Source organism: Paraburkholderia tagetis, from assembly GCF_022213065.1.
Taxonomy (GTDB): domain Bacteria; phylum Pseudomonadota; class Gammaproteobacteria; order Burkholderiales; family Burkholderiaceae; genus Paraburkholderia; species Paraburkholderia tagetis.
On sequence record NZ_JAKLJA010000015.1, the window covers coordinates 65,289 to 92,043 of the forward strand.

The 26,755-nt window shown below is 64.2% G+C and carries 19 protein-coding genes and 1 pseudogene; 10 read left to right on the plus strand and 10 right to left on the minus strand.

Annotation, left to right across the window (positions count from 1 at the left end):
• Positions 1–67 precede the first annotated feature (67 nt).
• From L5014_RS18935 to L5014_RS18955, 5 genes are all read left to right on the plus strand, one after another.
• Complete coding sequence (locus tag L5014_RS18935) at positions 68–3,130, plus strand: xanthine dehydrogenase family protein molybdopterin-binding subunit (RefSeq protein WP_274389426.1); 3,063 nt, start codon at positions 68–70, stop codon at positions 3,128–3,130.
• Complete coding sequence (locus tag L5014_RS18940) at positions 3,127–3,948, plus strand: FAD binding domain-containing protein (protein WP_238465275.1); 822 nt, start codon at positions 3,127–3,129, stop codon at positions 3,946–3,948. The genes L5014_RS18935 and L5014_RS18940 overlap by 4 nt, the downstream gene beginning before the upstream one ends.
• On the plus strand, positions 3,945–4,496 hold the full coding sequence (locus L5014_RS18945) for a (2Fe-2S)-binding protein (RefSeq protein WP_420800097.1): 552 nt from the start codon (positions 3,945–3,947) through the stop codon (positions 4,494–4,496). Before L5014_RS18940 ends, L5014_RS18945 begins: the two co-directional genes overlap by 4 nt.
• Positions 4,489–6,075 (plus strand): AMP-binding protein, encoded by a 1,587-nt coding sequence (locus L5014_RS18950; RefSeq protein ID WP_238465276.1) that lies wholly within the window; start codon positions 4,489–4,491, stop codon positions 6,073–6,075. Before L5014_RS18945 ends, L5014_RS18950 begins: the two co-directional genes overlap by 8 nt.
• A gap of 329 nt (positions 6,076–6,404) precedes the next feature.
• Positions 6,405–7,745, plus strand: a complete 1,341-nt coding sequence (locus L5014_RS18955; protein ID WP_238465277.1) for an MFS transporter — start codon at positions 6,405–6,407, stop codon at positions 7,743–7,745.
• A gap of 137 nt (positions 7,746–7,882) precedes the next feature.
• On the opposite strand, the gene L5014_RS18960 is transcribed toward L5014_RS18955, so the two are convergent.
• The 3 genes from L5014_RS18960 to L5014_RS18970 form a co-directional block, all read right to left on the minus strand.
• Positions 7,883–8,629, minus strand: coding sequence for a PepSY-associated TM helix domain-containing protein (locus L5014_RS18960; RefSeq protein WP_238465278.1), 747 nt, complete (start codon positions 8,627–8,629; stop codon positions 7,883–7,885).
• Positions 8,626–9,309 (minus strand): Fe2+-dependent dioxygenase, encoded by a 684-nt coding sequence (locus L5014_RS18965; protein WP_238465279.1) that lies wholly within the window; start codon positions 9,307–9,309, stop codon positions 8,626–8,628. Before L5014_RS18965 ends, L5014_RS18960 begins: the two co-directional genes overlap by 4 nt.
• A gap of 121 nt (positions 9,310–9,430) precedes the next feature.
• Entirely contained in the window at positions 9,431–11,716 is a 2,286-nt protein-coding gene (locus L5014_RS18970; protein ID WP_238465280.1) for a TonB-dependent receptor, read from the minus strand.
• A 405-nt stretch (positions 11,717–12,121) separates the two neighbouring features.
• On the opposite strand from L5014_RS18970, the gene L5014_RS18975 reads away from it, so the two are divergent.
• Positions 12,122–12,349, plus strand: a complete 228-nt coding sequence (locus L5014_RS18975; protein ID WP_238465281.1) for a hypothetical protein — start codon at positions 12,122–12,124, stop codon at positions 12,347–12,349.
• A gap of 190 nt (positions 12,350–12,539) precedes the next feature.
• Positions 12,540–13,808 carry an NAD(P)/FAD-dependent oxidoreductase gene (locus L5014_RS18980; RefSeq protein WP_238465282.1) on the plus strand — a complete coding sequence of 423 codons (1,269 nt, stop codon included), beginning with the start codon at positions 12,540–12,542 and terminating at the stop codon, positions 13,806–13,808.
• Positions 13,809–13,831: 23 nt separating this feature from the next.
• Here L5014_RS18980 and L5014_RS18985 read toward each other — a convergent pair whose 3' ends face one another.
• Positions 13,832–14,746 carry a LysR family transcriptional regulator gene (locus L5014_RS18985; RefSeq protein ID WP_238465283.1) on the minus strand — a complete coding sequence of 305 codons (915 nt, stop codon included), beginning with the start codon at positions 14,744–14,746 and terminating at the stop codon, positions 13,832–13,834.
• Positions 14,747–14,882: 136 nt separating this feature from the next.
• Here L5014_RS18985 and L5014_RS18990 point away from each other — a divergent pair.
• The 3 genes and pseudogenes from L5014_RS18990 to L5014_RS19000 form a co-directional block, all read left to right on the plus strand.
• A pseudogene (locus L5014_RS18990) lies at positions 14,883–15,899 on the plus strand (2-oxoadipate dioxygenase/decarboxylase family protein); the annotation flags it as partial.
• Between the two features lie 110 nt (positions 15,900–16,009).
• Complete coding sequence (amaB, locus tag L5014_RS18995) at positions 16,010–17,509, plus strand: L-piperidine-6-carboxylate dehydrogenase (RefSeq protein WP_238465284.1); 1,500 nt, start codon at positions 16,010–16,012, stop codon at positions 17,507–17,509.
• Positions 17,510–17,514: 5 nt separating this feature from the next.
• Entirely contained in the window at positions 17,515–18,750 is a 1,236-nt protein-coding gene (locus tag L5014_RS19000) for an aminotransferase-like domain-containing protein (protein ID WP_238465285.1), read from the plus strand.
• 663 nt (positions 18,751–19,413) lie between these two features.
• On the opposite strand, the gene L5014_RS19005 is transcribed toward L5014_RS19000, so the two are convergent.
• Genes L5014_RS19005 through hyfB form a run of 6 tightly spaced genes read right to left on the minus strand, consistent with a single transcriptional unit; the run spans position 19,414 to position 26,564 of the window.
• Complete coding sequence (locus tag L5014_RS19005) at positions 19,414–19,908, minus strand: NADH-quinone oxidoreductase subunit B family protein (protein ID WP_238465337.1); 495 nt, start codon at positions 19,906–19,908, stop codon at positions 19,414–19,416.
• A gap of 20 nt (positions 19,909–19,928) precedes the next feature.
• Positions 19,929–21,491, minus strand: coding sequence for a hydrogenase large subunit (locus L5014_RS19010; protein WP_238465286.1), 1,563 nt, complete (start codon positions 21,489–21,491; stop codon positions 19,929–19,931).
• A 3-nt stretch (positions 21,492–21,494) separates the two neighbouring features.
• Entirely contained in the window at positions 21,495–22,955 is a 1,461-nt protein-coding gene (locus tag L5014_RS19015) for a hydrogenase 4 subunit F (protein ID WP_238465287.1), read from the minus strand.
• Positions 22,948–23,607: a formate hydrogenlyase gene (locus L5014_RS19020; protein ID WP_238465288.1), complete on the minus strand. Its 660-nt coding sequence runs from the start codon at positions 23,605–23,607 to the stop codon at positions 22,948–22,950. Before L5014_RS19020 ends, L5014_RS19015 begins: the two co-directional genes overlap by 8 nt.
• Entirely contained in the window at positions 23,608–24,558 is a 951-nt protein-coding gene (locus L5014_RS19025; RefSeq protein ID WP_238465289.1) for a respiratory chain complex I subunit 1 family protein, read from the minus strand.
• Positions 24,555–26,564, minus strand: a complete 2,010-nt coding sequence (hyfB, locus tag L5014_RS19030) for a hydrogenase 4 subunit B (protein WP_238465290.1) — start codon at positions 26,562–26,564, stop codon at positions 24,555–24,557. Before hyfB ends, L5014_RS19025 begins: the two co-directional genes overlap by 4 nt.
• Positions 26,565–26,755: the final 191 nt, after the last annotated feature.

The window sequence follows — 26,755 nt, forward strand, 5'->3', positions numbered from 1 at the left end:
CACCGTGTCGATTGCGCACGCGCGCTGCTCGACCCTCGATGAGTCCACCTCGAAGCGTGGCAATCCAATGCAGGAGACAACCGTGAGCGAAACCGGGACGAGCCTTTTGGGCGAACGGGTCGCCGAGCCACCCTTGGTGGACAGCACGAAAGCGGCGGGCGCGCAGGCGATGCGCCATGTGGGGCGACCGATGGAGCGGCTCGAAGACGCCGCGCTCCTGTGCGGGCGCGGCCGCTACGGCGATGACATTGCGATAAAGCCCGGTACGTTGCATGCGGCCGTGCTGCGCTCGCCCCATGCCCACGCAGAGATCATGCGCATCGACGCGAGCGCCGCACTGCTGCAAAAAGGCGTGCGCGCGGTCCTGACTCGCGACGATTTGCGCGCGTGGTCGAAGCCCTTCGTGGTGGGCGTCAAGTCGCCGATGGAGCACTGGTCGCTTGCCATGGACCGCGTGCGATACAGCGGCGAACCCGTGGCCGTGGTGGTCGCGGAGTCGCGCGCATTGGCCGAGGACGGCCTCGAGTTCATCAAGGTCGACTACGCGCCGCTGCCGCCCGTGACGTCGATCGAGGCCGCCATCGCCGACGATGCGCCCGTCCTGCATCCCGAAGTGGGCACGAACGTGGTGAGCGAGCGCCGCTTTCGCTATGGCGACCCGGAAGCCGCATTGGCGAATGCGCCGCATCGCGTATCGATCGACGTGCACTATCCGCGCAACACCTGTACGCCGATCGAGTGCGGCGTCGTGGTGGCGGAATGCCTGGCCGGCGACGAAGGCTACGAGGTCATGTCCAATTTCATGGGGCCGTTCTCGCTCCATGCCGTGATGTCGATGGCCTTGAAGGTGCCGGCCAACCGGCTGCGCCACAAGGCGCCGCGCGACTCGGGCGGCAGCTTTGGCGTGAAGCAGGCGGTGTTTCCCAACGTCGTGCTGATGTGTCTTGCTTCGCGCAAGGCCGGGGCGCCCGTCAAGTGGGTGGAAGACCGGCTCGAGCATCTGGCCGCCGCAACCTCGGCTACGGCGCGTCTGACCACGTTGGAAGCGGCGGTCGAACGCGATGGCCGGATCACCGCGCTCTCGTTCGATCAGATCGAAGACTGCGGCGGCTACCTTCGTGCGCCCGAGCCGGCGACGTTCTACCGGATGCATGGCTGTCTGACCGGCGCCTATGCCATTCCCAATCTGCTCGTGCGCAACCGCGTTGCGCTGACGACAAAAACGCCAACGGGACTCGTGCGCGGCTTCGGCGGGCCGCAGGTCTATTTCGCGCTCGAGCGCCTGATTCAGCGCATCGCCGTCGAGTTGAATCTCGATGTGCTCGATGTGTATCGGCGCAATTTCGTCGCGGCCCATGCCTTTCCTTATCGCACCGCCTCGGGCGGGTTGCTCGATTCCGGCAACTATCAGGAGGCGCTCAGGCGCTCGCTCGCCGGGGGCGGCTACGACGAACTCGTGCGCCGCCGCGAGGCTGCGCGCAGCGAAGGGCGTCTCTATGGAATCGGCTTCGCCGCGATTGTCGAGCCCTCGGTGTCCAACATGGGGTACATCTCGACAGTGCTGCCCGTGGAGGCGCGGCGCAAAGCGGGGCCGAAGAGCGGGGGGATTGCCAGCGCGACCGTGAGCGTCGACTTGCTTGGCGGCGTGGTCGTTACCGTGGCGTCGACGCCGGCGGGGCAAGGTCATATGACCGTTTGCGCGCAGGTGGTGGCCGACGTGCTTGGCCTCGCACCGGAAGATATCGTCGTCAATGTCGAATTCGATACGCACAAGGATGCGTGGTCGGTGGCGTCGGGTAATTACTCGAGCCGCTTCGCGGGGGCCGTGGCGGGCACGGTGCATCTCGCCGCGGTGCGCGTGCGCGACAAGGTCGCGCGCATCGTCTCCGCGCAATTCGGTTGCGCGCCTGGCGATATCGCGTTCGCGGGCGGCAAGGTCATCGTCAAGGGCCATGAGGACCAGGCGCTCGCGTTTGGCCGCGTGGCGAGCAACGCGCCGCACTGGGCGCCGGCGCTGCTGCCCGAGGGCGAGGAACCGGGGCTGCGCGAAACGGTATTCTGGACGCCGCCCAATATGGAGCCGCCCGACGAGAACGACCGCATCAATACTTCGGCATGCTACGGATTTGCGTTCGACATGTGCGGCGTCGAGATCGATCGCGCGACAGGCCGCGTACGGATCGATCGCTATGTGACGACGCACGACGCCGGCAAGCTCCTGAACCCCGCGCTCGCCGATGGCCAGATTCGCGGCGCGTTCGCGCAAGGCCTGGGCGCTGCGCTGCTCGAAGAGTTCAAGTACGGTGCCGATGGCAGCTTCCGGTCCGGCACGCTCGCCGACTATCTGATTCCGACCACCTGCGAAGTCCCCGACCCGGTGATCATCCACCTCGAAACGCCGTCGCCGTTCACGCCACTCGGCGCGAAGGGGCTCGGGGAGGGCAACAATATGAGCACGCCGCCGTGTATTGGCAACGCCGTGGCCGACGCGCTGGGCGTGGCCGACATTCGCCTGCCGCTCACGCCCGCGAAAGTGATGGCGCTGATCGGCATCGACGATCCCGAGCCTTCGCGGCCCGAATATCGCGAGGCGACGCCTCCGGCCAGGCCTGCGGGAAGCGGCAAGGCGTTGATGGCCCAGGGCAGCGTCGAAATCGCGGCGTCGCCGGAAGCGATATTCGGAGTCCTGATGGACCCCGTCGCGCTCGCCAAAGTCGTGCCCGGCTGCAATGCGCTGGAAGCCACGGGACCGAATCAGTATCGAGCAGACGTGACGGTCGGCGTCGGCATGATCAAGGCGCGCTTCGAAGCGAAGATCGGCTTGTCCGATATCGAGGCGCCCCAGCGGCTGCGCTTGTCCGGTGCCGGTATTTCGCCGCTCGGCACCGCTAGCGGCGAGGGCCTCGTCGAGCTGACGCAGACCGCGAAGGGGACGTTGCTCTCCTATGACTACGAAGCCCAGGTGTCGGGCAAGGTGGCGGCGGTGGGCGCACGCATGCTCGAAGGCGCGGCCAAGGTCGTGCTCAACCAGTTGTTCGAGTCGCTCGGCAGGCAGGCCACGGGCCAGCCTGCGGGCAGCAGCGGCTCGTGGCTCGAGCGGCTGCTCGCGAAGTTCAGGAGGCAGGCATGAAACCGGCCCAGTTCGATTACCTGCGTGCCACCAGCACCGATCACGCACTGGAGGCCCTGCATCATGGCGGCGCCGATGCGCGTGTACTCGCGGGCGGCCAGTCGCTGATGGCGGTGTTGAATATGCGTCTTGCGCAGCCGCGCTGGCTCGTCGACATTTCGCGTACCGCCGACCTCGATGCCGTGGAGGTGGATCGCGCGAACGGCTATCTCGTCGTCAAGGCGGCAGCCACCCAGGGCAGCGTCGAATGGCGCAAGACGCTGGCCGACGAAGTGCCGCTGTTGCAACGCGCGTTTCCGCATATTTCGCACTTTCAGATCCGCAATCGCGGCACGGTGTGCGGCTCGGTGGCGCATGCCGACCCGAGCGCGGAGTTGCCGCTGGCACTCGCGACGCTGGGCGGCGATGTCGTGCTCAGATCGAAGAAGAGGAAGCGCATCTTGCCCGCCGCTCAGTTCTTTCAGGGCATGTTGATGACGGCCCGCGAACCGGACGAACTGGTCGAAGCCGTGCGCTTTCCGCTCGCGAAAGCCGGCGAACGTTTTGCGTTCACGGAATTCTCGGCGCGGCATGGCGATTTCGCGCTCGTGTCGTGCGCCGCCGTGGTCACCGACGATGCCATCCGGCTCGGCGTGGGCGGTGTGGCCGATCGCCCGATGGTCGAATGCCTGCCCAGACTCGACGGCGACGACCTGCGCGGCGCGCTCAACGATCTCGCATGGAAACTCGGCGCGCAGGACGACGCGCACGTCAGCGCGAGCTACCGCCGGCACCTCGTCAGGCAACTCGGCTGGAAAGTCATCAAGGAGGCAAAGTGAAACACGGCAAGGGAAGTAATCCGCTGCACGCCGCTCATTCCCTTGGGGAAAAGCATGCAGTGACGGTGCAGTTGAACGGCATCACGCGATACGGCGAGTGCGAGCCGCGTGAGTTGCTGTCCGATTTCATCCGGCACGAACTCGGTGCGACCGGCACGCACGTCGGGTGCGAACACGGCGTTTGCGGCGCATGCACGGTTCACGTGGATGGCGTTGCGAGCCGTGCGTGCCTGATGCTCGCTGTGCAGGCCGACGGGCGTTGCATCGATACGGTGGAGGGGCTCGCCACCGCGAATGCACTTGGGGATTTGCAGCAGGCTTTCCGGCGGCATCACGCGCTGCAATGCGGGTTCTGCACGGCGGGCATTTTAATGTCGTGCGCGGACTACTTGCAGCGCGTGCCCGACCCGACCGAGGCGCAAGTTCGCGAAATGCTGTCTGGCCATATCTGCCGATGTACGGGCTACACGCCGATCGTGCAAGCGGTGCTCGAAGTCGCCGCGCTGCGGGGTGCACAACATGATGCGCTGGAGGTCAGCCATGCTTGATCTGGGCCGTACCTTCCTGCAATCGGTGGAGCGTAGCCCCAAGGCGCTCGCCATTGTCGACGGTGATGTCGAATTGACCTACGAGCAGTGGCACGTGCGTATTGCAAGCCTCGTGGCCGGACTGCGCCGGCTCGGACTCGTGCGCGGCGACCGGCTGGTTGCCGTGCTGCAAAATCGCTGGGAAATGGCGACCTTGCATTGGGCCACTCAATTCCTGGGCATCCTGATCGTTCCCGTGAACTGGCGCTTGAAGCCGGAGGAACTGGACTATAGCGTGACGGACGCCAGTGCGAAGGCCGTGGTGTTCGAGCCAGTATCGGCGGATGCAGTAGCGCACAGCCGCGCCGCGCAAGGCGTCGCGCGCTTGGGTCTCGACGGTGTGGCGGGCGCGACCGTCTGCTTCGAGACGCTGCTGGCCGCGCCTGAAAGCCGTGATGCCGAAAACGCCGATGCCAGCGCGCTTGAGCCGTTGGCGTCGGCCGACGACTACTCGGTCATGCTTTACACGTCCGGCACGACCGGGCCCGGCAAAGGCGTGCCGCGACGGCATCGCCACGAGCGCGCGGCGGCGCTCGCTCATGTCGCGCAGAACCAGTATCGGCGCGGCGAGCGCACGCTTGGCGTAATGCCGCTTTACCACACGATGGGCGTGCGTTCGCTGCTCGCGATGGCGCTCGTCGACGGGACGTTCGTTTGTATCCGGCGCTGGAATGCGGCGTTCGCGCTCGAATCGATCGGGAAATACGGGCTCACCTGCCTCTATCTGGTGCCCACGCTCTATCACGACTTGCTGGCCGCGCCGGGGTTTGCGCAGATGGCGGTTCGTACCGTTCGCAAGCTGGGCTTCGCGGGTGCGCCCATGAACGATGCGCTATTGAAGCGCTGCGCGGCGGCGTTCGATCCCGAACTGTTCGTCAATCACTACGGGTCGTCCGAGGTCTACACGGTTAGCGTCGATCAGGACGCGACGCGTAAGCCCGGTAGTGCGGGACGGGCGGGTTTGAATACGCGTTTGCGGGTTGTCAGGCTGGATAGTGGTCGCGCGGACGATCTCGCGATACGCGGCGAGGAAGGGCAGATCGTCGTGGATCTGGCTGGCGATGAGGCTTTCGAGGGCTACTGGAATCGGCCCGATGCCAACGCGAAGGCCTTGCGTGACGGCTGGTATTTCACGGGCGATACGGGCTACCTCGATGAGGATGGCGACCTGCATGTGACGGGCCGCGTCGACGACATGATTATCAGCGGTGGCGAGAATATCTCGCCGGTCGATATCGAGTCGGTGCTTTCGCTTCATCCTGCCGTGGATGAGGTTGCTGTGGTCGGGCTCAAGGATGAGCGGTGGGGGCAGAGGGTGGTCGCGTTTATCAAGCGCGTCGATTTTATCGATGCTTGTGCGCTCGATGAGTTCTGTCGTAATTCAGATCTTGTGAACTTCAAGCGGCCTAGAGAGTATGTTTTTGTGAATGCTATTCCTAAGTCGCCGGTGGGGAAGGTTTTGCGGCGCAAGCTTTCTAATGGCGAGTATGAGGAGGATGAGCGTATTTTGCGGGCGGAGTTGGTTGGTAGGGGGGTGTGATTTTGCGTGATGGTGGCGGTTACTTGTGTTCGTGTCGGTCTATTAGCGTTGCCCCTGTGCGGTGCGGCACCTACTTTTCTTTGCAGCGGCAAAGAAAAGTAGGCAAAAGAAAGCCGCTCACACCGCTAGTGTTACGCCGTCCACCTCTTGCCTGTGATCGGAGCGGTTCCGGAGCGTCTGTCATCACGCGCCTTCCGACTGAGTGACAAAGGGCTCATTCCTCCGGCAGCGCTTCGCGTGCCGTGGGGCATAACGCAAACCAGCGGGTGCTCCCTAAATCTCTTTATTTATAAGCATAACAAATTAACTAACATGGTTGGAGGTAGACAATGGAAGAAGTTCTGCAGGATGAGGCGCTATTGAAGGCGGACAGTGGCCGTCATGTGGCAGCCGCCGTTATCGCTTCGTGTCTGGGTTGGGCACTCGATTTGTTCGACCTGTTCGTCATTCTTTTCGTGGCTCCAGTGATTGGGCGGCTCTTTTTCCCGTCGTCGGATTCCATGATGTCGCTGGCCGCCGTTTATGCGTCGTTCGCCGTCACGTTGCTCATGCGGCCGCTCGGGTCCGCTATCTTTGGTTCGTTCGCGGATCGGCATGGCCGCAAGCGCGCGATGATCGTGTCGGTCGTGGGCGTGGGTCTGTCCACCGCTGCCTTCGGTCTGCTGCCTACCGTCGTTCAGGTCGGCGTCGTCGCGCCCATCCTGTTTCTGCTGTTGCGGCTCGTGCAGGGTGTATTCGTGGGCGGTGTGGTCGCGTCCACGCATACGATCGGCACGGAAACCGTAAGCCCGAAGTATCAGGGCGCCGTGTCCGGTTTCGTGGGCGGTGGTGGTGCGGGGTTGGGCGCCTTGTTGGCGTCGCTCGTCTATCTGGCCGCGTCCAGCGCTTTTCCGGGTGCCCAGTTCGAGGTTTGGGGCTGGCGCGTGATGTTTTTCGCGGGCATTGTGAGTTCGGTGCTCGGCGTATTCGTCTTCAGCCGGCTCGAAGAATCGCCCGTTTGGGCCGCACTCGCAGCGCAAAAGCGTGCCGGCGCTGCCAGGAGTCAGGCTGCGTCGCCGCTTCGTACGCTGTTTTCGAAGCAGTACCGCTCGATACTCTTCGTGAATCTCCTGTTGACCATTGGCGGCGGCAGCGGCTATTACCTGACCTCGGGCTATCTGCCGACTTTTCTCAAGGTGGTCAATCGCACGCCCAATGGCGAAGCCGGTCTGATTCTGCTGATTTCGAGTGTGGCCGTGATCGTTGCCTCGACGGCGGCCGGCCATCTGAGCACGTTGATCGGGAGAAAGCGCTGCTTTATCTGGCTCGGCGTGGTTCGGCTCGTTGCCTTTCCGGTGCTCTTTATCGCGATGGCGCAGGCCCACGATACGTTCGCGGTCGCCATTTATGCGGTGCTGTTGAGCGCGCTCGGCAGCGCCGGGTATGCGCCGATCCTGATCTTTCTGAACGAGCGCTTCCCTACGTCGATTCGTGCGTCGGGCACGGGCTTGTCATGGAACATCGGCTTCGCTATCGGCGGCATGATGCCCACGGTCGTCTCCATGCTCGCTCATACGCCCGCGCATTTGCCGGTCGTGCTGGCAAGTGCGCTGGCGGCGATTAGCGTGCTGTTTCTCGTCGGTGCGTTTGTCGTGCCGGAAACTAAGGGGCGGCTCGCCCAGGAGGCGTGATTGGGTGACTGCGCGGGCTGCGGTTCCGTCCGTGAGCGCTTGAAATTGAGCATCGCGTCGCCGCGCGTTGTGCAGCCGCGCAGCCGCGGCGGCGTCGCTCTCGCGGCTCGCTTTCTGGCGCGCTGTTCAACTCACACTCACGCCACGCCCACGCATACTGCCACCACAATCGAGCCGATCAGCAGCCCCGCGCCCACGGTCTTGCGCTTGTTCAGTTCCGTCCACAGCAGCACGCCCGTAAGCGAAAGCAGCATCAGCGCGCCCGCGAAACTGTCGATGAACAGCACCCAGCCGATGCTCATGCCCACGCCCTTGTGCAGGTTCGAAAGCGTCGGGAGCAACGCGTTCTCATTGCGCTTGAGCGTGAGGTGGTCGTTGCCGGCCCAGTAATCGACCATCACGCTCTCCTGAGGCGAAGAGAACGTCATCTGCCAATGCTCGGGCTGCACGGTCTTGCGATCGCCCCAGGCCACCGCGCGCGCGGGCTCTTTCTGCATCCGGCCCACGCGTGCCGGCAGCTTGAGATCGGCTTGCGATTTCAGCCATTGCGCCAGCTCGCGCGGCGTCGCGGGCGCGGGGTCGGGCAGCGCGACCTGCAGCGTCGAAACCTGCGGCGCACCCGTCGAGATGTGCAGCGGCCCGGCGCGATGGTTGAGCACGAAACCTGTTGCGCCAAACAGCAGGCCGAGCGCCGCGCCCCAGAGCCCCACCCAGCCATGCACCTTGCGCAGCCACTTGATGAAGCTCGCGCGGCGTGAACGCTTGGTGCGCCCGGTGCTGTCGATGCGATCGTCGCGATCGTCGCGCTCATCACGTTCATTGCGTGCTTCGGCTTCGAGCCGCGTGCGCGGCGCGTCGATCTCGGCGGTGCTGGTCAGGCTCATGTTTCGCTCCAGAGTCGCAGAAGGTTGTGATAACAGCCCACGAGACTGCGGCGTGCGCTCGCGTCGGCGTCGCTTGCGTTCAGCCGCTGGATGGCGGTGTCCATATCGAATAGCAAGGCGCGCTTCGTGTCGTCGCGCACGAGGCTTTGCACCCAGAAGAAGCTCGCCACGCGCGCGCCGCGCGTGACCGGCCTGACCTGATGCAGGCTCGTGGCCGGGTAGACGATCATGTCGCCGGCCGGCAGTTTGACTTCCTGCACGCCATAGGTGTCTTCGACCACGAGTTCACCGCCGTCGTATTCGTCGGGCGCGCAGAGGAACAGCGTGACCGAAACATCGGTGCGCAGTTTCTGGCCATTGGGCAGCACGCGCACCGCGCCGTCGACATGGCTGCCGAACGTCATGCCGCCTTCATAGCGGTTAAAGAGCGGCGGATATACCTGGTTGGGCAGCGCGGCGCTGATGAAGAGCGGATTGCGCTCGATGGCCGCGAGCACCACGTCGCCCAGCTCGCGCGCGAGCGGCGTGTGCTCGGCAATCTGCCGGTTATGCTTGACGGGCGCGCCCGACCATCCGGCCGTGGCGCGGCCGTCCACCCAGGCATCGCCCGCGTGGTCGAGCCGCTCGCGCAGCGCGCGCACCTGCTCCGGTGTCAGTACGTTGGGGACGTGGATCAGCATCGCGTGTTTCCCTCCTGTGTTGCGTGTTGCTTGCCTGGAACCGGTGCTTTTAGAAACGGCTTCAGAACCAGCTTCAGAACCGGCTTCAGAACCGGCTTCAGAACCGGCTTCAGAACCGGCTTCAGAACCGATAATTCGCCGTGGCGAGGAACGTGCGTCCAATGCCCGGCACCGAACGTCCGCCATCGGACTGCACGAGCGCGTCGTAGTAGAACTTGTTGGTGATGTTCAGCAGATTGAGCTGCACGTCCCACTTCTTCTCGTGATACGCGGCCATGGCGTCCCAGCGCGTATAGCCGCCGGTCTCCACATAGTTCGTGTTCGACGCATAGCGCGACGACATATAGGTCGGCCCGCCGCCGATCTCCCAATGCGGCGTGAACGCATAGGTGGTCCACAGCGTGAAGGTGTTGCGCGGCGTGTTGGCTGGTGTGTGCCCTTGGGTGCCGTCGAGCGCCTTGAGCACCACGCCGTCCATATACGTGTAGCCCGCGAACACTTGCCACTTGTTGGTGATGTGGCCCGTCGCGCTCGCCTGGAAGCCGCGCACGCGAATGTCGCCTTCGAGTGTGTATTCGCCGGTCGAAGTCTGCGTGCGTGCGTTGTCCTTCTCTTGCTGGAAGAACGCCGACGTCACCGAGAGATTGCCGTCCAGCAGGTCCCATTTGCCGCCCACTTCATACGACTTCGTGTGCTCGGGCGAGAGGTTCTGCGTCTTGTTCGTGACGGTAAGCGCTTCGAGCGACGGATTGAACGAGGTGCCGTACGAGAAGTAATACGACTGCCAGTCCGTGGGCTGGTAGATCGCACCTGCGCGCACGCTCGTGAACGTGTTGGTCTGGTCGGCGTAGGACGGTGCGCTCACCGTGTTCGCAATGTGCGCCTGGAAGCGATCCCAGCGCAGACCGCCGATGAGCTTCCAGTGCTCGCCGATCGACATCGTTTCGTTGAAATACGCGGCCAGCGAAGTCGCGCCCGATTCCGCGTGATTGCCCACGGTCTGCGTGACATTCGAGGGCGTCGGAATATAGACGGGATCGAGCAGCGAAACGATCGGCAGGTTGTTGCGCGTGTAGGCCTGGTTCGTATAGCTGTCGTGGCCGACTTCGACGCCCGCGATCATCTCGTGCTTCACGATGCCGGTGGTGAACTTGTATTGCGCCATCGTATCGTTGTAGATCGAGTGGTTCTCGATCACGCGGTCATGGCTCGCGAGTTTCACGTAGAGACTGGAAAGCGGCAGCGTCGTGTAGTTGCCGTTCTTGAGCGCGGTGCTCGATGCGAGCGGGCCGGTGAGTACGGCGCCCGGCGCGCTCTCGCGCGCGTCGGTGAGCGAGTGTGAGAACTGCGTCTGGTTGCTGATCTTGAACTGGTCGTTGAACGTGTGATCGATGCGAGCCGATACGGTTTGCACGTCCTGGATCGTGCGGTCGTCGGTGAGGCCGTAGAAGGTGCGCTTCGAAGGCGAGAACGGATGCCCGTTGATCGACTGCACGCCGTAGTCGGGCATATCGTAGTTGTGCTGAATGAGCGCCGAGAGCGTGATCTCGGTGGGCGTGCCAATGCCAAAGCGCAACTCGGGGGCGAAGCCGTAATCCTTGTTCTTCATCTCGTCGCGCGTCGAGCCCATCGACTGGCCGAACGCGTTCAGGCGGAACGCGGCGTGGTCGCCGAGCGGACGGTCCACGTCGATCGAGGTGCGATAGCGGTCGTCGGTGCCGAGCGTTGCCGAGACTTCGGTGAGCGGCTTGCGCGTCGCGTGCTTGGTCACCTGATTGATCACGCCGCCCGTCGAGCCGCGCCCGAACAGCATCGACGACGGGCCATAGAGCACTTCGATCGACTCGAGATCGAAGGTGTCGCGGTAGTACTGGTTGCGATCGCGAAAGCCGTCGAGGTAGATGTCGTTCTGGGCCGTGAAGCCGCGCAGGTTGATGTTATTGCCGATCTGTCCGCCTTCCGCGCCGCCGATGGTGATGCCCGGCGCGTTGCGCAGGGCGTCCTGGAACGACGTGGCGCCTTGCGATTGCATCACGGCCTTGTTGATGACCGTGACGGTTTGCGGGATGTCGCGCAGCGCCGTGGGCGTCTTCGCGCCAACGGTCGAGGTTTCCGCCTGGAAGTCGTGGGCGTTCTGGCTTGTGGCCTGGCCCGAGACGGAGATTGCGGGCAGCGTGGCGTTGTCCGTTGCCGCGCCGGTCGAGCCAGCCGCGCCGGCCGGCGGTGCCGGGTGCTGCGGAGCGGGGGCCGGCGCGACGGCGGCGGCACTGGAGGCAGCGGCAGCAGTAGCGGCAGCCGCAGCAGTAGCGGTAGCAGCGGCAGGCGCGTTCTGCGCGAGCGCGGACGAAGCAAAAGGTACGGCAAAGGCCAGCGCGAGCGCACTCGCGAGCGGCGTCCTGTTCAACATGGGGGCCCTGTGCAAGGAAAAACCCGGGCGATCGATCGCGAGCAGATGACGCGAGAGGCGCGGGTGGGTTGGCTGGCTGGGCCGCCCCACATGCACGGGGAAACGACGCTAGGCTGGCTGGTCCTGTTTAAAAACGTCCCGGACTGTGCGGGGTAATGAGAATCGATATCATTCCATATATTCCCGTTTGTTTCAATCGGGCGGCGGCGTTTCAGCAACACTTTGGGCTTTCGCGCTGCTTCCCCATTGCTTCCCATTGCTTCCCATTGCTTGCGCACTCGTTCGGTGTTGTCTGCGCCTGCAACGGCTTTACTTGTCAGATGAAAAGCGCTGCCTATACTTTCTTAATGTCATTTCCAATGCACTGTGGATGACCGATGGCAACCCCAAGGGAGGGGCTCCACGATGACATTGCTCGACCAGGAAATTGCGCACATCACGCGTGCGGTGCGGTCCTCGTCTTCCAGACCCGCCGCCGAGACCGTCCTGCCGCCCGCGTACTGGCGCAGGCGGCTGAATGAATTGCTCGGCTCGGAGCACCTGACCAAGGCGCAGTTGAGCGCGATCGACTCGCTGCTGCGCGAGCTGGACAGCTACGAGGCGCAAAACGCCGCGAGCCGGCGCGCCAGTTGATGATGAAGATGCATTAACCTGTTCCGAAATATCGTTTGGCGTTTCATCTGCTTGATCAATACACTCTGTCCGGCGTCGCGTTGGGAGACCGCGTCGAGCGAGAGCCATTCGGGCTGTATGACCGCGCAGGCAAAGGTCCCAACCAGTCCCAAGCGGCGGCTCCAATCGGCCCCGGATCGGCTCCAATCGCATGCAAAACTTCTACGAATCCACCGTCACTCGTCAGCCTTATCCGCAACTGAGCGGTAAGGTCGACACGCAGGTCTGCATCATCGGCGGCGGCCTCGCGGGCCTGAACACCGCGCTTGGGCTCGTCGAGCGCGGGGTGCGCGACGTGGTCGTGCTCGATGGCGAGCGCGTTGGCTTTGGCGCATCGGGCCGCAACGGCGGCTTCGTGTTTGGCGGCTACAGTCTCGACAATGGCGACCTGCTCGGCACGCTTGGGGCCGGCAAGGCGCGCCATCTGTATGGCCTCACGATCGAAGCCGTGGACCTGATTCGTGCGCGCGTCGCGCGCTACGGCATCGATTGCGATCTCGTCGACCGTGGCGTGATGCTGGCGAACTGGTTCGACGATGCATCGAAGCTGGACGCCTTGCGCTCGCTGATGAAGCGCGATTTCGGCGTCGAGTGGGAGCCGGTGGCGAAGGACGCGTTGCGTGCACGATTGAAGACCACGCGCTATCACGGCGGGCTCTTCGAACCCAACGCTTTTCATTTCCATCCGCTCAAATACGTGCTGGGCGTCGCGCATGCCGCGGCGCAGGGCGGTGCGCGCATCCATGAGCAATCGCCGGCACGTTCGATCGAGCGCGTTGGCGCGGGTTTCGTTGTGCGCACACCGACTGGCACGGTGTCGGCGAAGGACGTGGTATTCGCCTGCGGCGGCTATGCGCGCGGCGTCTCGCAGCGCATCGAGCGCGCGGTTCTGCCTATTGCGACCTATGTGATCGCAACCGAGCCGCTGGGCGCGCGCCTTGCTGATGCAATCGACGCGCCTTATGCCGTCTACGACACACGCTTTGCGTTCGACTATTACCGTCCGCTGAAGGACACGCGCATTTTGTGGGGGGGCCGCATTTCGGTGCTCGATCGCGGCCCGGAGGCCATCGCGCGGCTGCTCAGGCGCGACCTCGTGCGCGTGTATCCGCAACTGGCGGACGTGAAGATCGAGTATGCGTGGGGCGGGCTGATGAGCTATGCGCGGCACAAGATGCCGCAAATCGGCCGCGACGGCGATGGTGTCTGGCACGCGATCGCTTTTGGCGGGCACGGCATGGCGCCCACCACGGTTGCAGGCGAAACGCTCGCCGACGCATTGGCGCTGGGACAGCCGGTGCCGGACGGCTTTGCCGCGTTCGGCCTGTCCCGCACCTTCGGCCTGGCCGGTCTCGCGGCCGCGCAGCTTACCTACACTGCGTTTCAGACGCGCGACGCGCTGGCCGCCTGGCGGAACTGAGCGCCGCTATTGCTCATCGCTCATCACTCCACGCCGGCATACGCTCCCGCCTGTTCCAGGAGCCACGCGCGAAACGCTTCAAGCGGTTTGCCGTGGCTGAATTCCGTTGGATAGACGAGATAGTAAGCGGCTTCCGAGCCCGTATTCTGTTGCGCCTGCGATTCGAGGGGAATCACGAGGCCCAGGTGCTTGAGCTGCCCTTCGACGAGAAATCGAGGCACGAGCGCAATGCCCAGTCCCGCCGCCGCGCCCGCGGTGAGCATCGTATGCAGTTCATATCGAACGCCTTGCATTGTGGCGTTATCTTCGACGCCCAGTGACGCAAACCATTGCGACCAACCATGCGGCCGCGTGGTCGAATGGAGCAGCGGATACGCGAGCAGTTCATGCGCCTTTTTGATCGGCTTCTTCAACAGGGCCGGCGAGCAGATCGGCACCACTTCTTCGCCAAACAAATAATCGGAAGTCGTGCCGGGCCACGTGGGTTTTCCGTAATGAATGGCGGCTTCGAAATGCGATTCGTCGAATGAAAACGTGTCCGTTCGCACGCCCATGTTGATCCGCACATCGGCATGACGATCGTTGAAGTCCTTCATGCGCGGAATTAACCATTCGGAAGCAAAGGTCGGCAGGACGGCCAGTTCGAGATAGCCGCCACCGCTGCCGTGCACGATGATCGAGAGGGTGTCCTTGTCGAGATTTTCCAGCGAGCGGCGCACCTGCACGCCGTAAAGCTTGCCCGCGCGGGTCAGGACCACGCGCTGCCTGGCGCGCACAAAGAGGCGCACGCCAAGGCCCGATTCGAGCGTGGCGATCTGCCGTGACACGGCGCTTTCCGTGAGAAAGAGCTCCTTGGCCGCCTGGGTGAAACTTTCATGCCGCGCGGCCGCTTCGAAGGCGATCAGCGCGCTCATGTTGGGGATCCTGAATTTGCGCATGATGGTTCCAAAAACTCATCGACTGGCAATTTTATGTCACTTTACGGCGAGCGTGGCGTTTTGAATAATCTATAAAAAGCACTGCGCGGGATCGAATGAATCCCGCGCCCGATTTGCTGGGATCTGGGAGATGGCAATGAGAAATTCGAATGTAGAAAGCCTGCTGAATGGATTGCTCGGTGCGGAAAAGACCGGGCGTCTCTTCGCGACGCTGAATATCCCTGCGTTGCTGCAAGAATGGGAAGAGGGTGTCGTCACGCGCGCGGAACTCGCGCAAGCCATGAATATGGCGTTATTCGAAGATCTGCTTGAGCGCTCGCCCAACGGCCGCAACTACACCAACGACGCGATTGCGCAGGGTGGCTCGGTGTACTTCGACCACGGCGCGCTGCGCACGGTGCGCTGGCCGCATTGCGGCGCGCTGCCGCCCGGCGAGGCCGCATTCACGCGCATCCTGCTGCCGCTCGGCTTCAAGCTCAATGGCCGCTACCCGCTCGACAAGCTCGGCATGACGGGCCGCGCCTATGCTCACGAGGACGCGCCCGACGAAATCGCGCAGTTCTTCGTCAGCGAATTGCATCCCGAGCGCTTTTCGGCGGCGTTTCAGCAGGCAGTGTCGAACGTGCTGCGCTCGTCGCGCGATCCGCTCACGCCGCTCGCCTGCTCGCAGCTTGCCGAACTCGCGCGCGACGGCTATTTGCCGCTCGAAACGGCGCGCGAGTTGTTGCCCGTGATCGTCGGCGCGTTCTCGCGTCAGCACGATGCGCCGAGCGTCAACGACTACGAGGCCCTGCTGCTCGAATCGGCCGAGATGGCCTGGATCTCGACGGAGGGCAACGCGTTCAACCATGCGACCGACCGCGTGACCGACGTGTTCAAGCTCTCCGACGACGAGAAGGCGAAGGGCCGCCCGATGAAACCCGACGTCGAGCGCTCGCGCTCGGGCCGCGTGTTCCAGACTGCATATCGCGCCGATACCGTCCTGCGCGAACTGCGCCAGCACGATGGCGCGATCGTGATGCGCGAGGTGCCGGGCTCGTTCTACGAATTCATCACGCGCAAGCGCACCTTCAATCAGGCCACGCGCCAGTGGGAAACGGATCTGCGCTTCGACGCCGGCAACGCCACCGGCATCTTCAAGATGACCGCAAACACCCCCAACGCGACCCGTGCTGTCAACGCCGGCGGGACGTCGCAAAACGGGCATTCGGCGTCGCCAGTTTTGTCGAATTGGAATTAACGGAATTATCAAGAGGTCATAGCATGAAAGCATCGAGCATTCTCAAGGAACTCGGCATTGCCCATCTGGCGGAAGCCGGCGATATTGCCGTTCATTCGCCCATCGACGGCGCACTGATTGGCCGCGTGCCGAGTGAGCCGGTCGCCAACGTGGACGCATTGCTCGACAAGGCGCAGGCCGCGTTCAAGGTGTGGCGCAACGTGCCTGCGCCGCGTCGCGGCGAGCTCGTGCGCATCCTCGGCAACAAGCTGCGCGAGAAGAAGCAGGCGCTCGGCAGCATTATCACGCTCGAAACGGGCAAGATCCTTCAAGAAGGCCTCGGTGAAGTCCAGGAGATGATCGACATCTGCGACTTCGCGGTGGGACTCTCGCGCCAGCTTTACGGCCTGACCATTGCATCGGAGCGGCCTGGTCATCGCATGGCGGAAACGTGGCACCCGTTGGGCGTTTGCACCGTCATTTCCGCATTCAACTTTCCGGCAGCGGTCTGGTCGTGGAATGCCGCGCTCGCGCTTATTTGCGGCAATGCCGTGATCTGGAAGCCTTCGGAAAAAACGCCGCTCACGGCGCTTGCCGTCGACGGCATCCTCCAGGAAGCATTGAAAGCGTTCGGCGACGCGCCCGAAGGGCTCACGATTCTGATTAACGGCCGGCGCGAAGTCGGCGAAAAGCTCGTGGCCGATCCGCGCTCGAATATCGTCAGCGCGACTGGCAGCACGGAAATGGGCCGCGCGGTCGGCATCGAAGTCGCGCGCCGTTTCGGCCGCTCGATTCTCGAACTCGGCGGCAATAACGCGGGCATCGTTTCGGATACGGCCAATCTCGAACTGGCGCTGCGCGGCATTCTGTTTGCGGCGGTCGGCACCGCGGGCCAACGCTGCACGACGTTGCGCCGGCTGTTCGTGCATGAGAGCGTCTACGACAAGACGCTCGAACGCCTCAAGGCGTTTTACGGCAAGGTGACGATCGGCAACCCGCTGGAGCAGGGCACGCTGATGGGCCCGCTGATCGACGAGCAGTCGTTTGGCCGTATGCAGGCCGCGCTCGCGCAGGCGAAGGCCGAAGGCGGCAAGGTGTTCGGCGGCGAGCGCCACATCGTGAGCGGCAACGAAGCGGGCTTCTACGTGCGTCCCGCGATTGTGGAGATGCCATCGCAAACGGACATCGTGCTCAGGGAAACCTTCGCGCCTATTCTTTACGTGCTCAAGTACAGCGATTTCGACGCGGCTATCGAAGCCAACAACGCGGCACACCACGGACTCTCGTCGTGCGTGTTCACCACGGACATGCGCGAAAGCGAGCGTTTCCTCTCGGCTAGCGGCAGCGATTGCGGCATTGCGAACGTGAATATCGGCCCGAGCGGCGCTGAAATTGGCGGCGCATTCGGCGGCGAAAAAGAAACGGGCGGCGGACGCGAATCCGGCTCCGATGCGTGGAAAGGCTATATGCGCCGCGCGACCAACACCGTGAATTACTCGTCGGCGTTGCCGCTTGCGCAAGGCATCGATTTCAATATCGACTGAAAGCCATGTACGAGTTCACTTCCCCGTTTCAGCAGCCCTCGGGCTCCCCGATTCGCGAGCTCTTCAAGTATCTCAGCGAGCCTGGCATGATTTCGTTCGCGGGCGGCTACCCGGCCAGCGATCTGTTCGATGTGGAGGGCTTGCGCCTTGCGGCGGAGCGTGCCTACGCGCCTGCTATTCAGTGCCTCCAGTACGGGCCCACCGACGGGCTGCCGGCACTGAAGCATCAAATCGTGGCGCTGATGGGCCGGCGCGGCGCAGCATGCGAAGCCGACGAAGTGATGGCGACCACGGGCTCGCAACAGGGCCTCGACTTGCTGCTGCGCGTTCTCGTCGAACCGGGCGACGTCGTGCTCACCGAAGAGCCGGCCTACCCTGCGACGTTGCAGGCATTCAGAATGCAGCGCGCGCGAATCGTGGCCGTGCCGACCGACGCGCAGGGGATTCAGGTCGACAAACTCGCCGCGCTGCTGGAGTCGGGCGCGTGTGGCAAGCCGAAGCTGTTATACACGGTGCCGACCTTTGCCAACCCCACTGGCGCGACACTGGCTGCCGAACGACGGCGCGCCTTGCTCGCGCTGGCTGTCAAATATCGCTTCGTGGTGGTCGAAGACGATCCCTATGGCGATCTGCGCTTTGCGGGCGATCCGCTGCGTTCGCTGCTTGCGGAGGCGGAGCATATCGACGGCGCGCGCGACTGGGTCGTGCATTTCGCGAGCCTGTCCAAGATCGTCGCTCCGGGGCTGCGCGTGGGCTGGATGGTTGGCCCGCGCGAAATCGTGAGGCGTTGCGTGATCGCCAAACAGACGGTCGATCTTTGCAGCGCGCCGTGGACGCAGGCGATAGCGGCTGAGTATCTGGCGGCCGGCGCACTCGAACGACACCTGCCGAAAATTACTGCGGCATATGGCGTGAAATGCGGCGAGCTGTGTTCGATGCTGCGTGAGCAACTGGGTGAGGCCATCGAGTTTCAGCAGCCCGAAGGCGGCATGTTCGTTTGGGCCCGATTGCCGGGTATCGATGCAGCGGATCTGCTGCCGCAGGCAATCGAGCAGAAGGTTATTTTCGTGCCCGGGAAGGCGTTTTTTGCAGATGCTGCGGATCGTGCTTCATTGCGGCTTTCGTTTGCTGCGCCGGATGTCGAAGCGATCAGGGAAGGCGCGCGGCGTATGAAGCGGGCTTATGATGGGGTGTCGGAGGTGCTGCCGAATGCGCAGCCTGCGGCGCTGCGGGTAAGCTGAGTGTGATTGGGGGCGGTTTTTTTCGCGTTTTCTTCGCGTTTCCTTGTGTTCGTGTCGGTCTGCCTGGGTTGCCCCTGTGCGGGGCGGCACCTACTTTTCTTTGCAGCGGCAAAGAAAAGTAGGCAAAAGAAAGCCGCTCAAACCGCTAGTGTGACGCCGTCCACCACTTGCCGTTAGTCGAAGTGGTTCCGGGGCATCCGTCATCTCGCACCTTCAATGTTAGTGACAAAGGGCTCATTCATCCCGCTGCTCGCTACGCGCGCAGCGGTCGGGTATGCAAGGGAAACAAGGGTTCTGCCTTGGTACTCGAATACGCATGCGCTGCATCGATTCGTATGCATTCCTCTGGTTTTGGATTATGCCCCACGGCGCGCGTAGCGCCGCCGGAGGAATGAGCCCTTTGTCACTCCGTTATACGGCGCGTGGTGACAGACGCTCCGGAACCGCTCCGATTAAAGACAAGTGGTGGACGGCGTCACACTAGCGGTTTGAGCCGCTTTCTTTTGCCTACTTTTCTTTGCGGCTGCAAAGAAAAGTAGGTGCCGCCCCGCACAGGGGCAACGCTAATAGACCGACACGAAAACAAGGAAACGCGAAAGGAAACGCAAAAGGAAACGCAAAAGGAAACGCGACACCCAGCCCTGGCCCAAAAAAAACCACCCTCTACCTTCCCACCCCCCGAATCGCCGCAACGATACCCTTAAGAATCTCAACCGGCGCAGGCGGACACCCCGGAATACTCACATCAACAGGAACCAACTGCGACAGCAGCCCACAAACCGCATAGCTATCCTTAAAGATCCCGCCAGTGCACGCGCACTCGCCAGCGGCCACGACCAGCTTTGGCGCGGGCGTGGCCTCATAAGCGAGCCGGACCGCCTCCCGCATGTTCAGCGTGAGCGACCCCGTCACCAGCAGCATATCGGCGTGGCGCGGGCTTGCAACGAAGCGAATACCGAGTCCCTCGATGTTGTAGTACGGGTTGCCGAGCGCATGAATTTCCAGTTCGCAACCATTGCACGAGCCCGCGTCGATTTGCCGGATGCACAGCGCGCGGCCGAGCACGTCGAGAATTTGCTGGTGTAGCTGCTGAGACTCCGTGCGCCAGTCGTCGCCACCCTGTGGCAGGGACTGGGCAGGCGCGCGGGTGCCGGCCATCCGCTTGAGAAGTTGCCACGTCACAGGTCGTGCCCCGCATAACAGAGGTTGAACGATTTGTTGATCAGCGGAAAGTCCGCAACGATATTGCCGATCATCGCCACTTCGATGGAAGGCCAGTTTTGCCACGACGGATCATGGCAGTGACAGCGGGCCAGCATGCCGTCTCCCGTGGTTTCCAGCGCGACGAACACGTCCCCGCGCCAGCCTTCGATCCAGCCGGCTCCATACGATGGCGGGCGTCCGGTGTCGGGTTGCACGGCGATGTCGCCGGGCGGCAGGCCCGCGATGATCGCGCGAATCTGCGCCAGCGATTCATCCACCTCGCGAAAGCGCAACGCCACGCGGGCGGCCACGTCGCCGCGTTCGTCGCTGGCGTGGCGCGCGCCGATTTCGCGGTACGGCGTGGGGCCGTGATCGACCCGCAGGTCCATCGTGGCGCCGCTCGCTCGCGCGGCGAGGCCGCATACGCCGAGTCGCGCCGCCACGGCGGGCGTGAGCGTGCCGGTCTTCGCGAAACGGTCCTGCAATCCAGCGTGATCGTCATAGATGCGCCGCATCGAGCGGACCTCGTGCCCGATGCGCTCGCATTGCGTGAGGATTGCGCTGGCATGTTGCAGGTCGAGATCGCGCGCGAGGCCGCCAGGCTCGATCGCATCGAAGAGATAGCGGTGGCCGAATACGCGCTCGTTCAGGCGCAGCCAGTCTTCTTTCATCCGCGAGAATTGCGCGAGCCCGAACGCGAATCCGGCGTCGTTGCCGAGGGCGCCCAGGTCGCCGAGATGGTTCGCGACGCGCTCGCGTTCCAGCAGCAGCGCGCGCAGCCATTGCGCGCGCGCGGGAATCGTCGTGCCGAGCGCGCGCTCGAGCGCCATGCAATACGCCCATGCAAATGCGATGCTGCTGTCCCCGGCGATTCTGGCCGCCACACGATGACCGGCCAGCGCCGGCGTGCGCTCGAACAGGCGCTCGATGCCGCGATGCGCGTAGCCGAAACGTTCCTCGAGCCGCAACACCTTCTCGCCGACGACGGAGAAGCGAAAGTGCCCGGGCTCGATGGTGCCCGCGTGGATCGGCCCCACTGCGATCTCGTGCACGCCTTCGCCCTCGACGCGCGTGAATGCGTAATCGGCCTCGTTCGATTCGAAGCGTTCCGTTCCCGATGCCGATTGGCGCAACGGGAAATAATCGGCGGGCCAGTTGCCGTGGTTCAGCCAGGGTCGCGTGTCGTGTGCGCCGCATGCGCGCAGGCCGGTCAGATCGTGAACGGTGCGCTGCATGCGCACGGCGCAGGGAAAGAGCGCGGCGAGGTCCGGGTATTCGCCGGTCCCGGCCGACGTTTTTTCGAGCGGCAGCCGGACCCACAGCAGGCCGTCTTCGACCGCGTAGGCAGCGCTTACCGCGAGTGTGCCGTCGCGCGCCTCGGCGCCCCAGATCGAGATCAGGCGTCCTCCGCTTTCGTCGACCTCGGTGGCAATGCGCAGCCACGCGGCGGCATCGACTTGGGCGACGAGCATGGCCGGCGCCTCATCGAAAGCGGTGAGGCGCGTGAGGCCGCGCATGTGAAGTGCATCGATACGCATCAATCATCCCCCAAGGACAGCCCCTGCCGCGCGATACCATGCCGCGAGCCAGGAGGGAATGTAGACCCCGAGCATGAGCCCGATGGCCAGATGAACGAACACCGGCAGCAGCGCGGGCCGGTACTCGAGGCGTCGCGCCGTGGATTCGCCGAACGCCATGCCCTGCACGCGCCGGAAGATGACCGCGAAGGCCACCACGAGCGCCAGCAACAGCCAGGGCACGGCCCACGGCAGCGCATGCAGCGCCGTGGTGAGAATCAGGAATTCGCTCGCGAACACGCCGAACGGCGGCATGCCGAGAATCGCGAGCGTGCCCAGCACCATACCCCAGCCGACGAAGGGGCTCGTGCGCACCAGCCCGCGAATGCCGTCGATGGCCTGGGTGCCCGCCTTCTGCGCGGCATGCCCGACGCTGAAGAAAATCGCCGACTTGATAAGCGCGTGAACCGTCATGTGGAGCAGGCCCGCGAACGTCGCCACGGGTCCGCCCAGGCCGAACGCGAAGGTCATCAAGCCCATGTGCTCGATCGACGAGAACGAGAAGAGGCGCTTCGCGTCGGTCTGCCTGAACAGCGAGAATGTCGCGAGCAGCACGGAGACGAGCCCGAAGCCCACCAGCAGATGGCCGGGCAGGCCGTTCTGGAGCGCGCCGTCGGCGAGCACCTTGCAACGCAGCACCGCATAGAGCGCCACGTTGAGCAGCAGGCCGGAGAGCACGGCGGAGATCGGCGTCGGGCCTTCGGCGTGCGCGTCGGGCAGCCAGCTATGCATGGGCACGAGGCCGACCTTGGTGCCATAGCCGATCAGCAGAAACACGAATGCGAGCGAAACGATGGCGGGGTCGAGGCTCGCTTTCGCGGCGTTCAGGCTGGTCAGCAGCAGCGCGTCGTCGCCGCCCAGCACGCGGCTGGCGGCAAGGTACAGCAGGATCGTGCCGAACAGCGCCTGCGCAATGCCCACGCCGCAGAGGATGAAGTATTTCCACGCCGCATCGAGACTGGCCGCCGTGCGATAGACCGCCACCAGCAGCACGGCCGCGAGCGTGACGGCTTCCATGGCCACCCACAGGACGCCCATGTTGTTCGTCAGCAGCGCGAGCAGCATTGCGAAGACGAACAGTTGATACATCGCGTGATAGAGCCGCGTGCGGTTCGCGCTCATGCGCCCGCGTTCGCGCTCGACACGCATATACGGCTTCGAGAACAGCGCCGTCGTCCAGCCGACGAACGCGGTGAGCGCCACGAGAAAGACATTGAACGGGTCGACGTAAAACGCATGGCCGAACGCGAAGGCCGCGCCGTGCGCGATGGTTCGCTGCGCGAGCCAGAGGGCCGCGGCGAGCGTGAGGAAGCTGAAGGCGGTGTTCAGGTCCGGTGCGGCCCGTCGCGCGCCCGCAAGCGCCAGGATCGCGCCGGCGACGAGGGGCAGGCCGAGCACTGCCGCGAGTATCCAGGCACTACTCATCTTTGCGTTCTTCGAGGTGGTGAATGTCGAGGCTGTCGAACTGCTCGCGGATCTGGAACATGAACACGCCGAGGATCAGCATGCCCACGAGCACGTCGAGCCCGACACCAAGCTCGACGATCATCGGCATGCCGTTGGTGGCGGCCGCCGCCGCGAAAAACAGGCTGTTCTCCATCGACAGGAACGCGATCACCTGCGGGATGGCCTTCGCGCGCGTGATCATCATCATGAACGACAGCAGCACGCACGCGAGCGCGATGCCGAGCGTGCCGCGCGCCGCCGAAGAGGCGAACTGCGAGACCGGCAGCGCCACATTGAAGGCGACCACCACGAGCACGATGCCCGTGAGCAGCGTGGCGGGGATGTTGAGCAGCGACTCGACATCGCTCGTGACATTCAGGCGCCGCACGAGGCGATAGAGGATCCACGGAATCAGCCCCACCTTGAGTACGAGCGTGAGCGCGCCGGAGATATAGAGGTGCGTGTCGGCGGTGACGAAGCCGAGCACGAGATTGGCCAGCACGAGCGTGACGCCCTGCAGGGTGTAGAGATGGATCAGCGCGAGAATGCGCCGCTGGCTCAGCATCGCGAACGAAATGAGCAGCAGGATCGCGGCGAGGAAGTTGACGATTTGCGTGGCGAGGCCGTGCATTCAGGCCCCCAGCAAAAAATGGACGAGCATGCCGATCACGGCGAGCAGGTACGCGGTCGCGAGAAACTCGGGCACGCGAAAGAGCCGCATTTTCGCGTTGAGCGTTTCCACGAGCGCAAGCAGCGCGCCCCCCACCAGCAGCTTCGCGAATAACGCGGGCACGGCCAGCAGCAGCGCGAGCGGGTTGCCCGTTTCAGCGATGCCCCACGGCACGAACAGCGCGAGGCCAATGCACGAGTAAGCGAAGAGTTTCAGGCTCGCCGCCCATTCGATCAGCGCGAGATGGCGGCCCGAGTATTCGAGCACCAGCGCCTCGTGGATCATCGTGAGCTCGAGGTGCGTGGCGGGATTGTCGACGGGCAGGCGCGCGTTTTCCGCGAGCGACACCATGGCGAACGCGATGCCCGCGAAGGCGAGACTCGGATAGATGGCGAGTTGGCCGTTGCTGAGCGTGGCGACGATGCGCGTGAGTCCCGTCGACTGTGTGATCAGCGAGGCAGAAAACAGCACCATGAGCAGCGCCGGTTCGGCGAGGAAGCCCACCAGCATCTCGCGCCGCGCGCCGAGCGTGCCGAAGGCGGTGCCCGTGTCCATGGCGGCGAGCGAGATCGCGACGCGCGCGAGCGCGAACAGACCCACGAGCGCGATGGCATCGGCGGCGGGCGAAAGCGGCAGATCGGTCGAAAGCGTGGGCACGATCGCGCAGGCCAGCGTCATGCAGCCCCAGACCACATAAGGTGCGAGGCGCGTGATCGGGCTCGCATGCAGCGCGACCACCGATTCCTTGTTGAAGAGCTTGTGCAGCGTGCGGTATGGCTGCCAGAGGCTGGGCCCGCGCCGGCCCTGGAGCCGGGCCCGGCAGATGCCGATCCAGCCCGAGAGCAGCGGCGCGGCGGCCAGCGCCACCAGAATTTCGAGCCCTTGCGAGAGCGCTCCGGATAGCGTGATCATTGGCGCACCAGCATGAGCAAGGTGATCAGCGCGACAAAGCTGCACGTCAGGTAGACCGCGATACGGCCCGCCTGGAGCCGCCCCGCGAGCGCGCCGAGCCAACGCAGGCCGCGCGCGAGCGGCGCGTAGATCCAGCCCCACGTGCGGTCCGATGCAACGACGCGGTAGGTCGGCTGCGCATCGAAGGGCGAGGGCACACTGCGCTCGATCTTGAAGAACGGCGCAAAGATTGTGCGGATCGGTTGCCCGAAGCCCTCCGCCGAGTCCTGCATGCGCGCGGTCACGAACGGATTGCCGCACGCCCACGGCACCGCGCGGCGCAGCCGTCCGTGATAGAAGCGGCGCACGAGCACGAAGGCGAGCCCGCAGCAGCCCACGAAGAATGCGAGGAAGACGGCGGGCATGTAGCTCGCGCGCTCGACGCCGGTGGGGGCGAGCAGCAGCCAGCCGCCTGCCGATATTGCTGCGCCGAGATCGGCGCCCGCCAGTTGCCGCACGACGGGCGTGAGCGCGCGCACGATCTGCACTGGCATGAGGCCGAGCAGCACGCTGGCCGCGACGAACCAGCCGAAGCCCGCGCGCTCCCAGCCGCCGGCGTCGTGCGCACGCGCAAGCGACGCTTCGCGCGGCTGCCCGAGAAACACGATGCCGAAGAACTTGACCATGGTGTAGCCCGCGAGCGCCGCGACGAGTGCGATCAGCGCGGCGATGAGCGGCACGGCCATGTTGAGGAACGCGTTCGGCAGTCCGGGGGTGAACAGGAAGCTTTGCAGCAGCAGCCATTCCGAAACGAAGCCGGAGAGCGGCGGCAAGCCCGCGCTCGCGAGCGCGCCGACGAGCGCGGCCCAGGCGGTCCAGGGCATGCGGTGAATCAGGCCGCCGAGGCGCCCGAGATTGCGCTCGCCCGTGGCGTGCAGCACGGAGCCGGTGCCCACGAACAGGAGGCTCTTGAACGCCGCGTGGCTCGCGATCTGATAGAGCAGTGCTGTCACGGCCAGCGCCGCGAGCCCGTTCATGCCGAAGGCGCGAAACAGCACGGCGAGCCCGAGGCTCACGAACATCAGGCCGATGTTCTCGATCGACGAATACGCGAGCAGCCGCTTCATGTCCGACTGGATCGCGCTGAACACCACGCCGAGCAGCGCCGTGAAAAGACCGAGCGCGAGCATCAGCACGCCCCACCAGGCGATTTGCAGGTGCAGCAGGTCGAAGACCGTGCGCAGCATGCCGTAGAGCCCGGCTTTCAAAACGAAGCCGCTCATGAGCGCGGAGACCGGCGAGGGGGCGGCAGGGTGTGCCTCGGGCAGCCAGACATGGAGCGGAAAAATGCCGGCCTTCGCCCCGAACCCGAACAGCGCGAGCAGAAAAGCCACGGACGCCCAGAACGGCGCGAGATGTTGCGCGCGCATGGCGTCGAAGCTGTAGTCGCCGGTATTCGCTTGTAGTAGTCCGAAGCAAATGAGCAACGCCAATGCGCCGGCGTGCGAGATCAGGAAGTAGAGAAACGCCGCGCCGCGAATCTCGGCGATACGGTGATTGCTCATGACGAGGAACGTGGCGGAGATCGTCAGCATTTCCCACGCGACGAGGAAGCTGTACGCGTCGTTGGCGAGAAGAACGAGCGCGAGGCTGGCGAGGCACACATGGTATTCGAAGCACAGCAGGCCGGGAGGCGTGCCCTCGCCCTTGCGGAAATAACCCGACGAGAATGCGCTCACACCGGTACTTACGAGACCGAGCACGGTGAGGAAATACGCCGAAAGCGCGTCGAGGCGCAAGTGGAACGGCAAGCCTGGCAGACCGATTGGCAGCACGAGCGTCTGTGCCGGGCTGCGCATGGCGTAGAGGCCGAGCCCAAACAGCAGCACGCCGAGCAGCGCGCCAGCCGGAAAGAGCCCGTGCGCCACCACGCGCGTGCGGCGCAGGTGGGCGAGCCCGGCGAACCCAATCGCCAGCCAGCCCGCAACGACGCATAGCGCGAGCTGGATCACGAAGCGAGGTTCCATCAGGCAGTGTCTCCGCTGGGCGGGGCGAGTCGTGTGCGGTGTGTCATGCCGCTCTCATTGGGAAGCGCATATGGTTAACAGAATATGTTAACAACATTAACATGCTATCAGAACCGGATTGGCCTTTCCAGAGGGTATCGATACACAAGATCGGTGAAAAACGCCGGGGTGATACGACCCTTGGTGCGGGC

Coding starts and splice junctions, on each gene's coding strand:
- L5014_RS18935 (WP_274389426.1), top strand. CDS start 68: ATGCAGGAGACAACCGTGAGCGAAACCGGGACGAGCCTTTTGGGCGAA.
- L5014_RS18940 (WP_238465275.1), top strand. CDS start 3,127: ATGAAACCGGCCCAGTTCGATTACCTGCGTGCCACCAGCACCGATCAC.
- L5014_RS18950 (WP_238465276.1), top strand. CDS start 4,489: ATGCTTGATCTGGGCCGTACCTTCCTGCAATCGGTGGAGCGTAGCCCC.
- L5014_RS18955 (WP_238465277.1), top strand. CDS start 6,405: ATGGAAGAAGTTCTGCAGGATGAGGCGCTATTGAAGGCGGACAGTGGC.
- L5014_RS18960 (WP_238465278.1), bottom strand. CDS start 8,629: ATGAGCCTGACCAGCACCGCCGAGATCGACGCGCCGCGCACGCGGCTC.
- L5014_RS18965 (WP_238465279.1), bottom strand. CDS start 9,309: ATGCTGATCCACGTCCCCAACGTACTGACACCGGAGCAGGTGCGCGCG.
- L5014_RS18970 (WP_238465280.1), bottom strand. CDS start 11,716: ATGTTGAACAGGACGCCGCTCGCGAGTGCGCTCGCGCTGGCCTTTGCC.
- L5014_RS18975 (WP_238465281.1), top strand. CDS start 12,122: ATGACATTGCTCGACCAGGAAATTGCGCACATCACGCGTGCGGTGCGG.
- L5014_RS18980 (WP_238465282.1), top strand. CDS start 12,540: ATGCAAAACTTCTACGAATCCACCGTCACTCGTCAGCCTTATCCGCAA.
- L5014_RS18985 (WP_238465283.1), bottom strand. CDS start 14,746: ATGCGCAAATTCAGGATCCCCAACATGAGCGCGCTGATCGCCTTCGAA.
- amaB (WP_238465284.1), top strand. CDS start 16,010: ATGAAAGCATCGAGCATTCTCAAGGAACTCGGCATTGCCCATCTGGCG.
- L5014_RS19000 (WP_238465285.1), top strand. CDS start 17,515: ATGTACGAGTTCACTTCCCCGTTTCAGCAGCCCTCGGGCTCCCCGATT.
- L5014_RS19005 (WP_238465337.1), bottom strand. CDS start 19,908: ATGGCCGGCACCCGCGCGCCTGCCCAGTCCCTGCCACAGGGTGGCGAC.
- L5014_RS19010 (WP_238465286.1), bottom strand. CDS start 21,491: ATGCGTATCGATGCACTTCACATGCGCGGCCTCACGCGCCTCACCGCT.
- L5014_RS19015 (WP_238465287.1), bottom strand. CDS start 22,955: ATGAGTAGTGCCTGGATACTCGCGGCAGTGCTCGGCCTGCCCCTCGTC.
- L5014_RS19020 (WP_238465288.1), bottom strand. CDS start 23,607: ATGCACGGCCTCGCCACGCAAATCGTCAACTTCCTCGCCGCGATCCTG.
- L5014_RS19025 (WP_238465289.1), bottom strand. CDS start 24,558: ATGATCACGCTATCCGGAGCGCTCTCGCAAGGGCTCGAAATTCTGGTG.
- hyfB (WP_238465290.1), bottom strand. CDS start 26,564: ATGGAACCTCGCTTCGTGATCCAGCTCGCGCTATGCGTCGTTGCGGGC.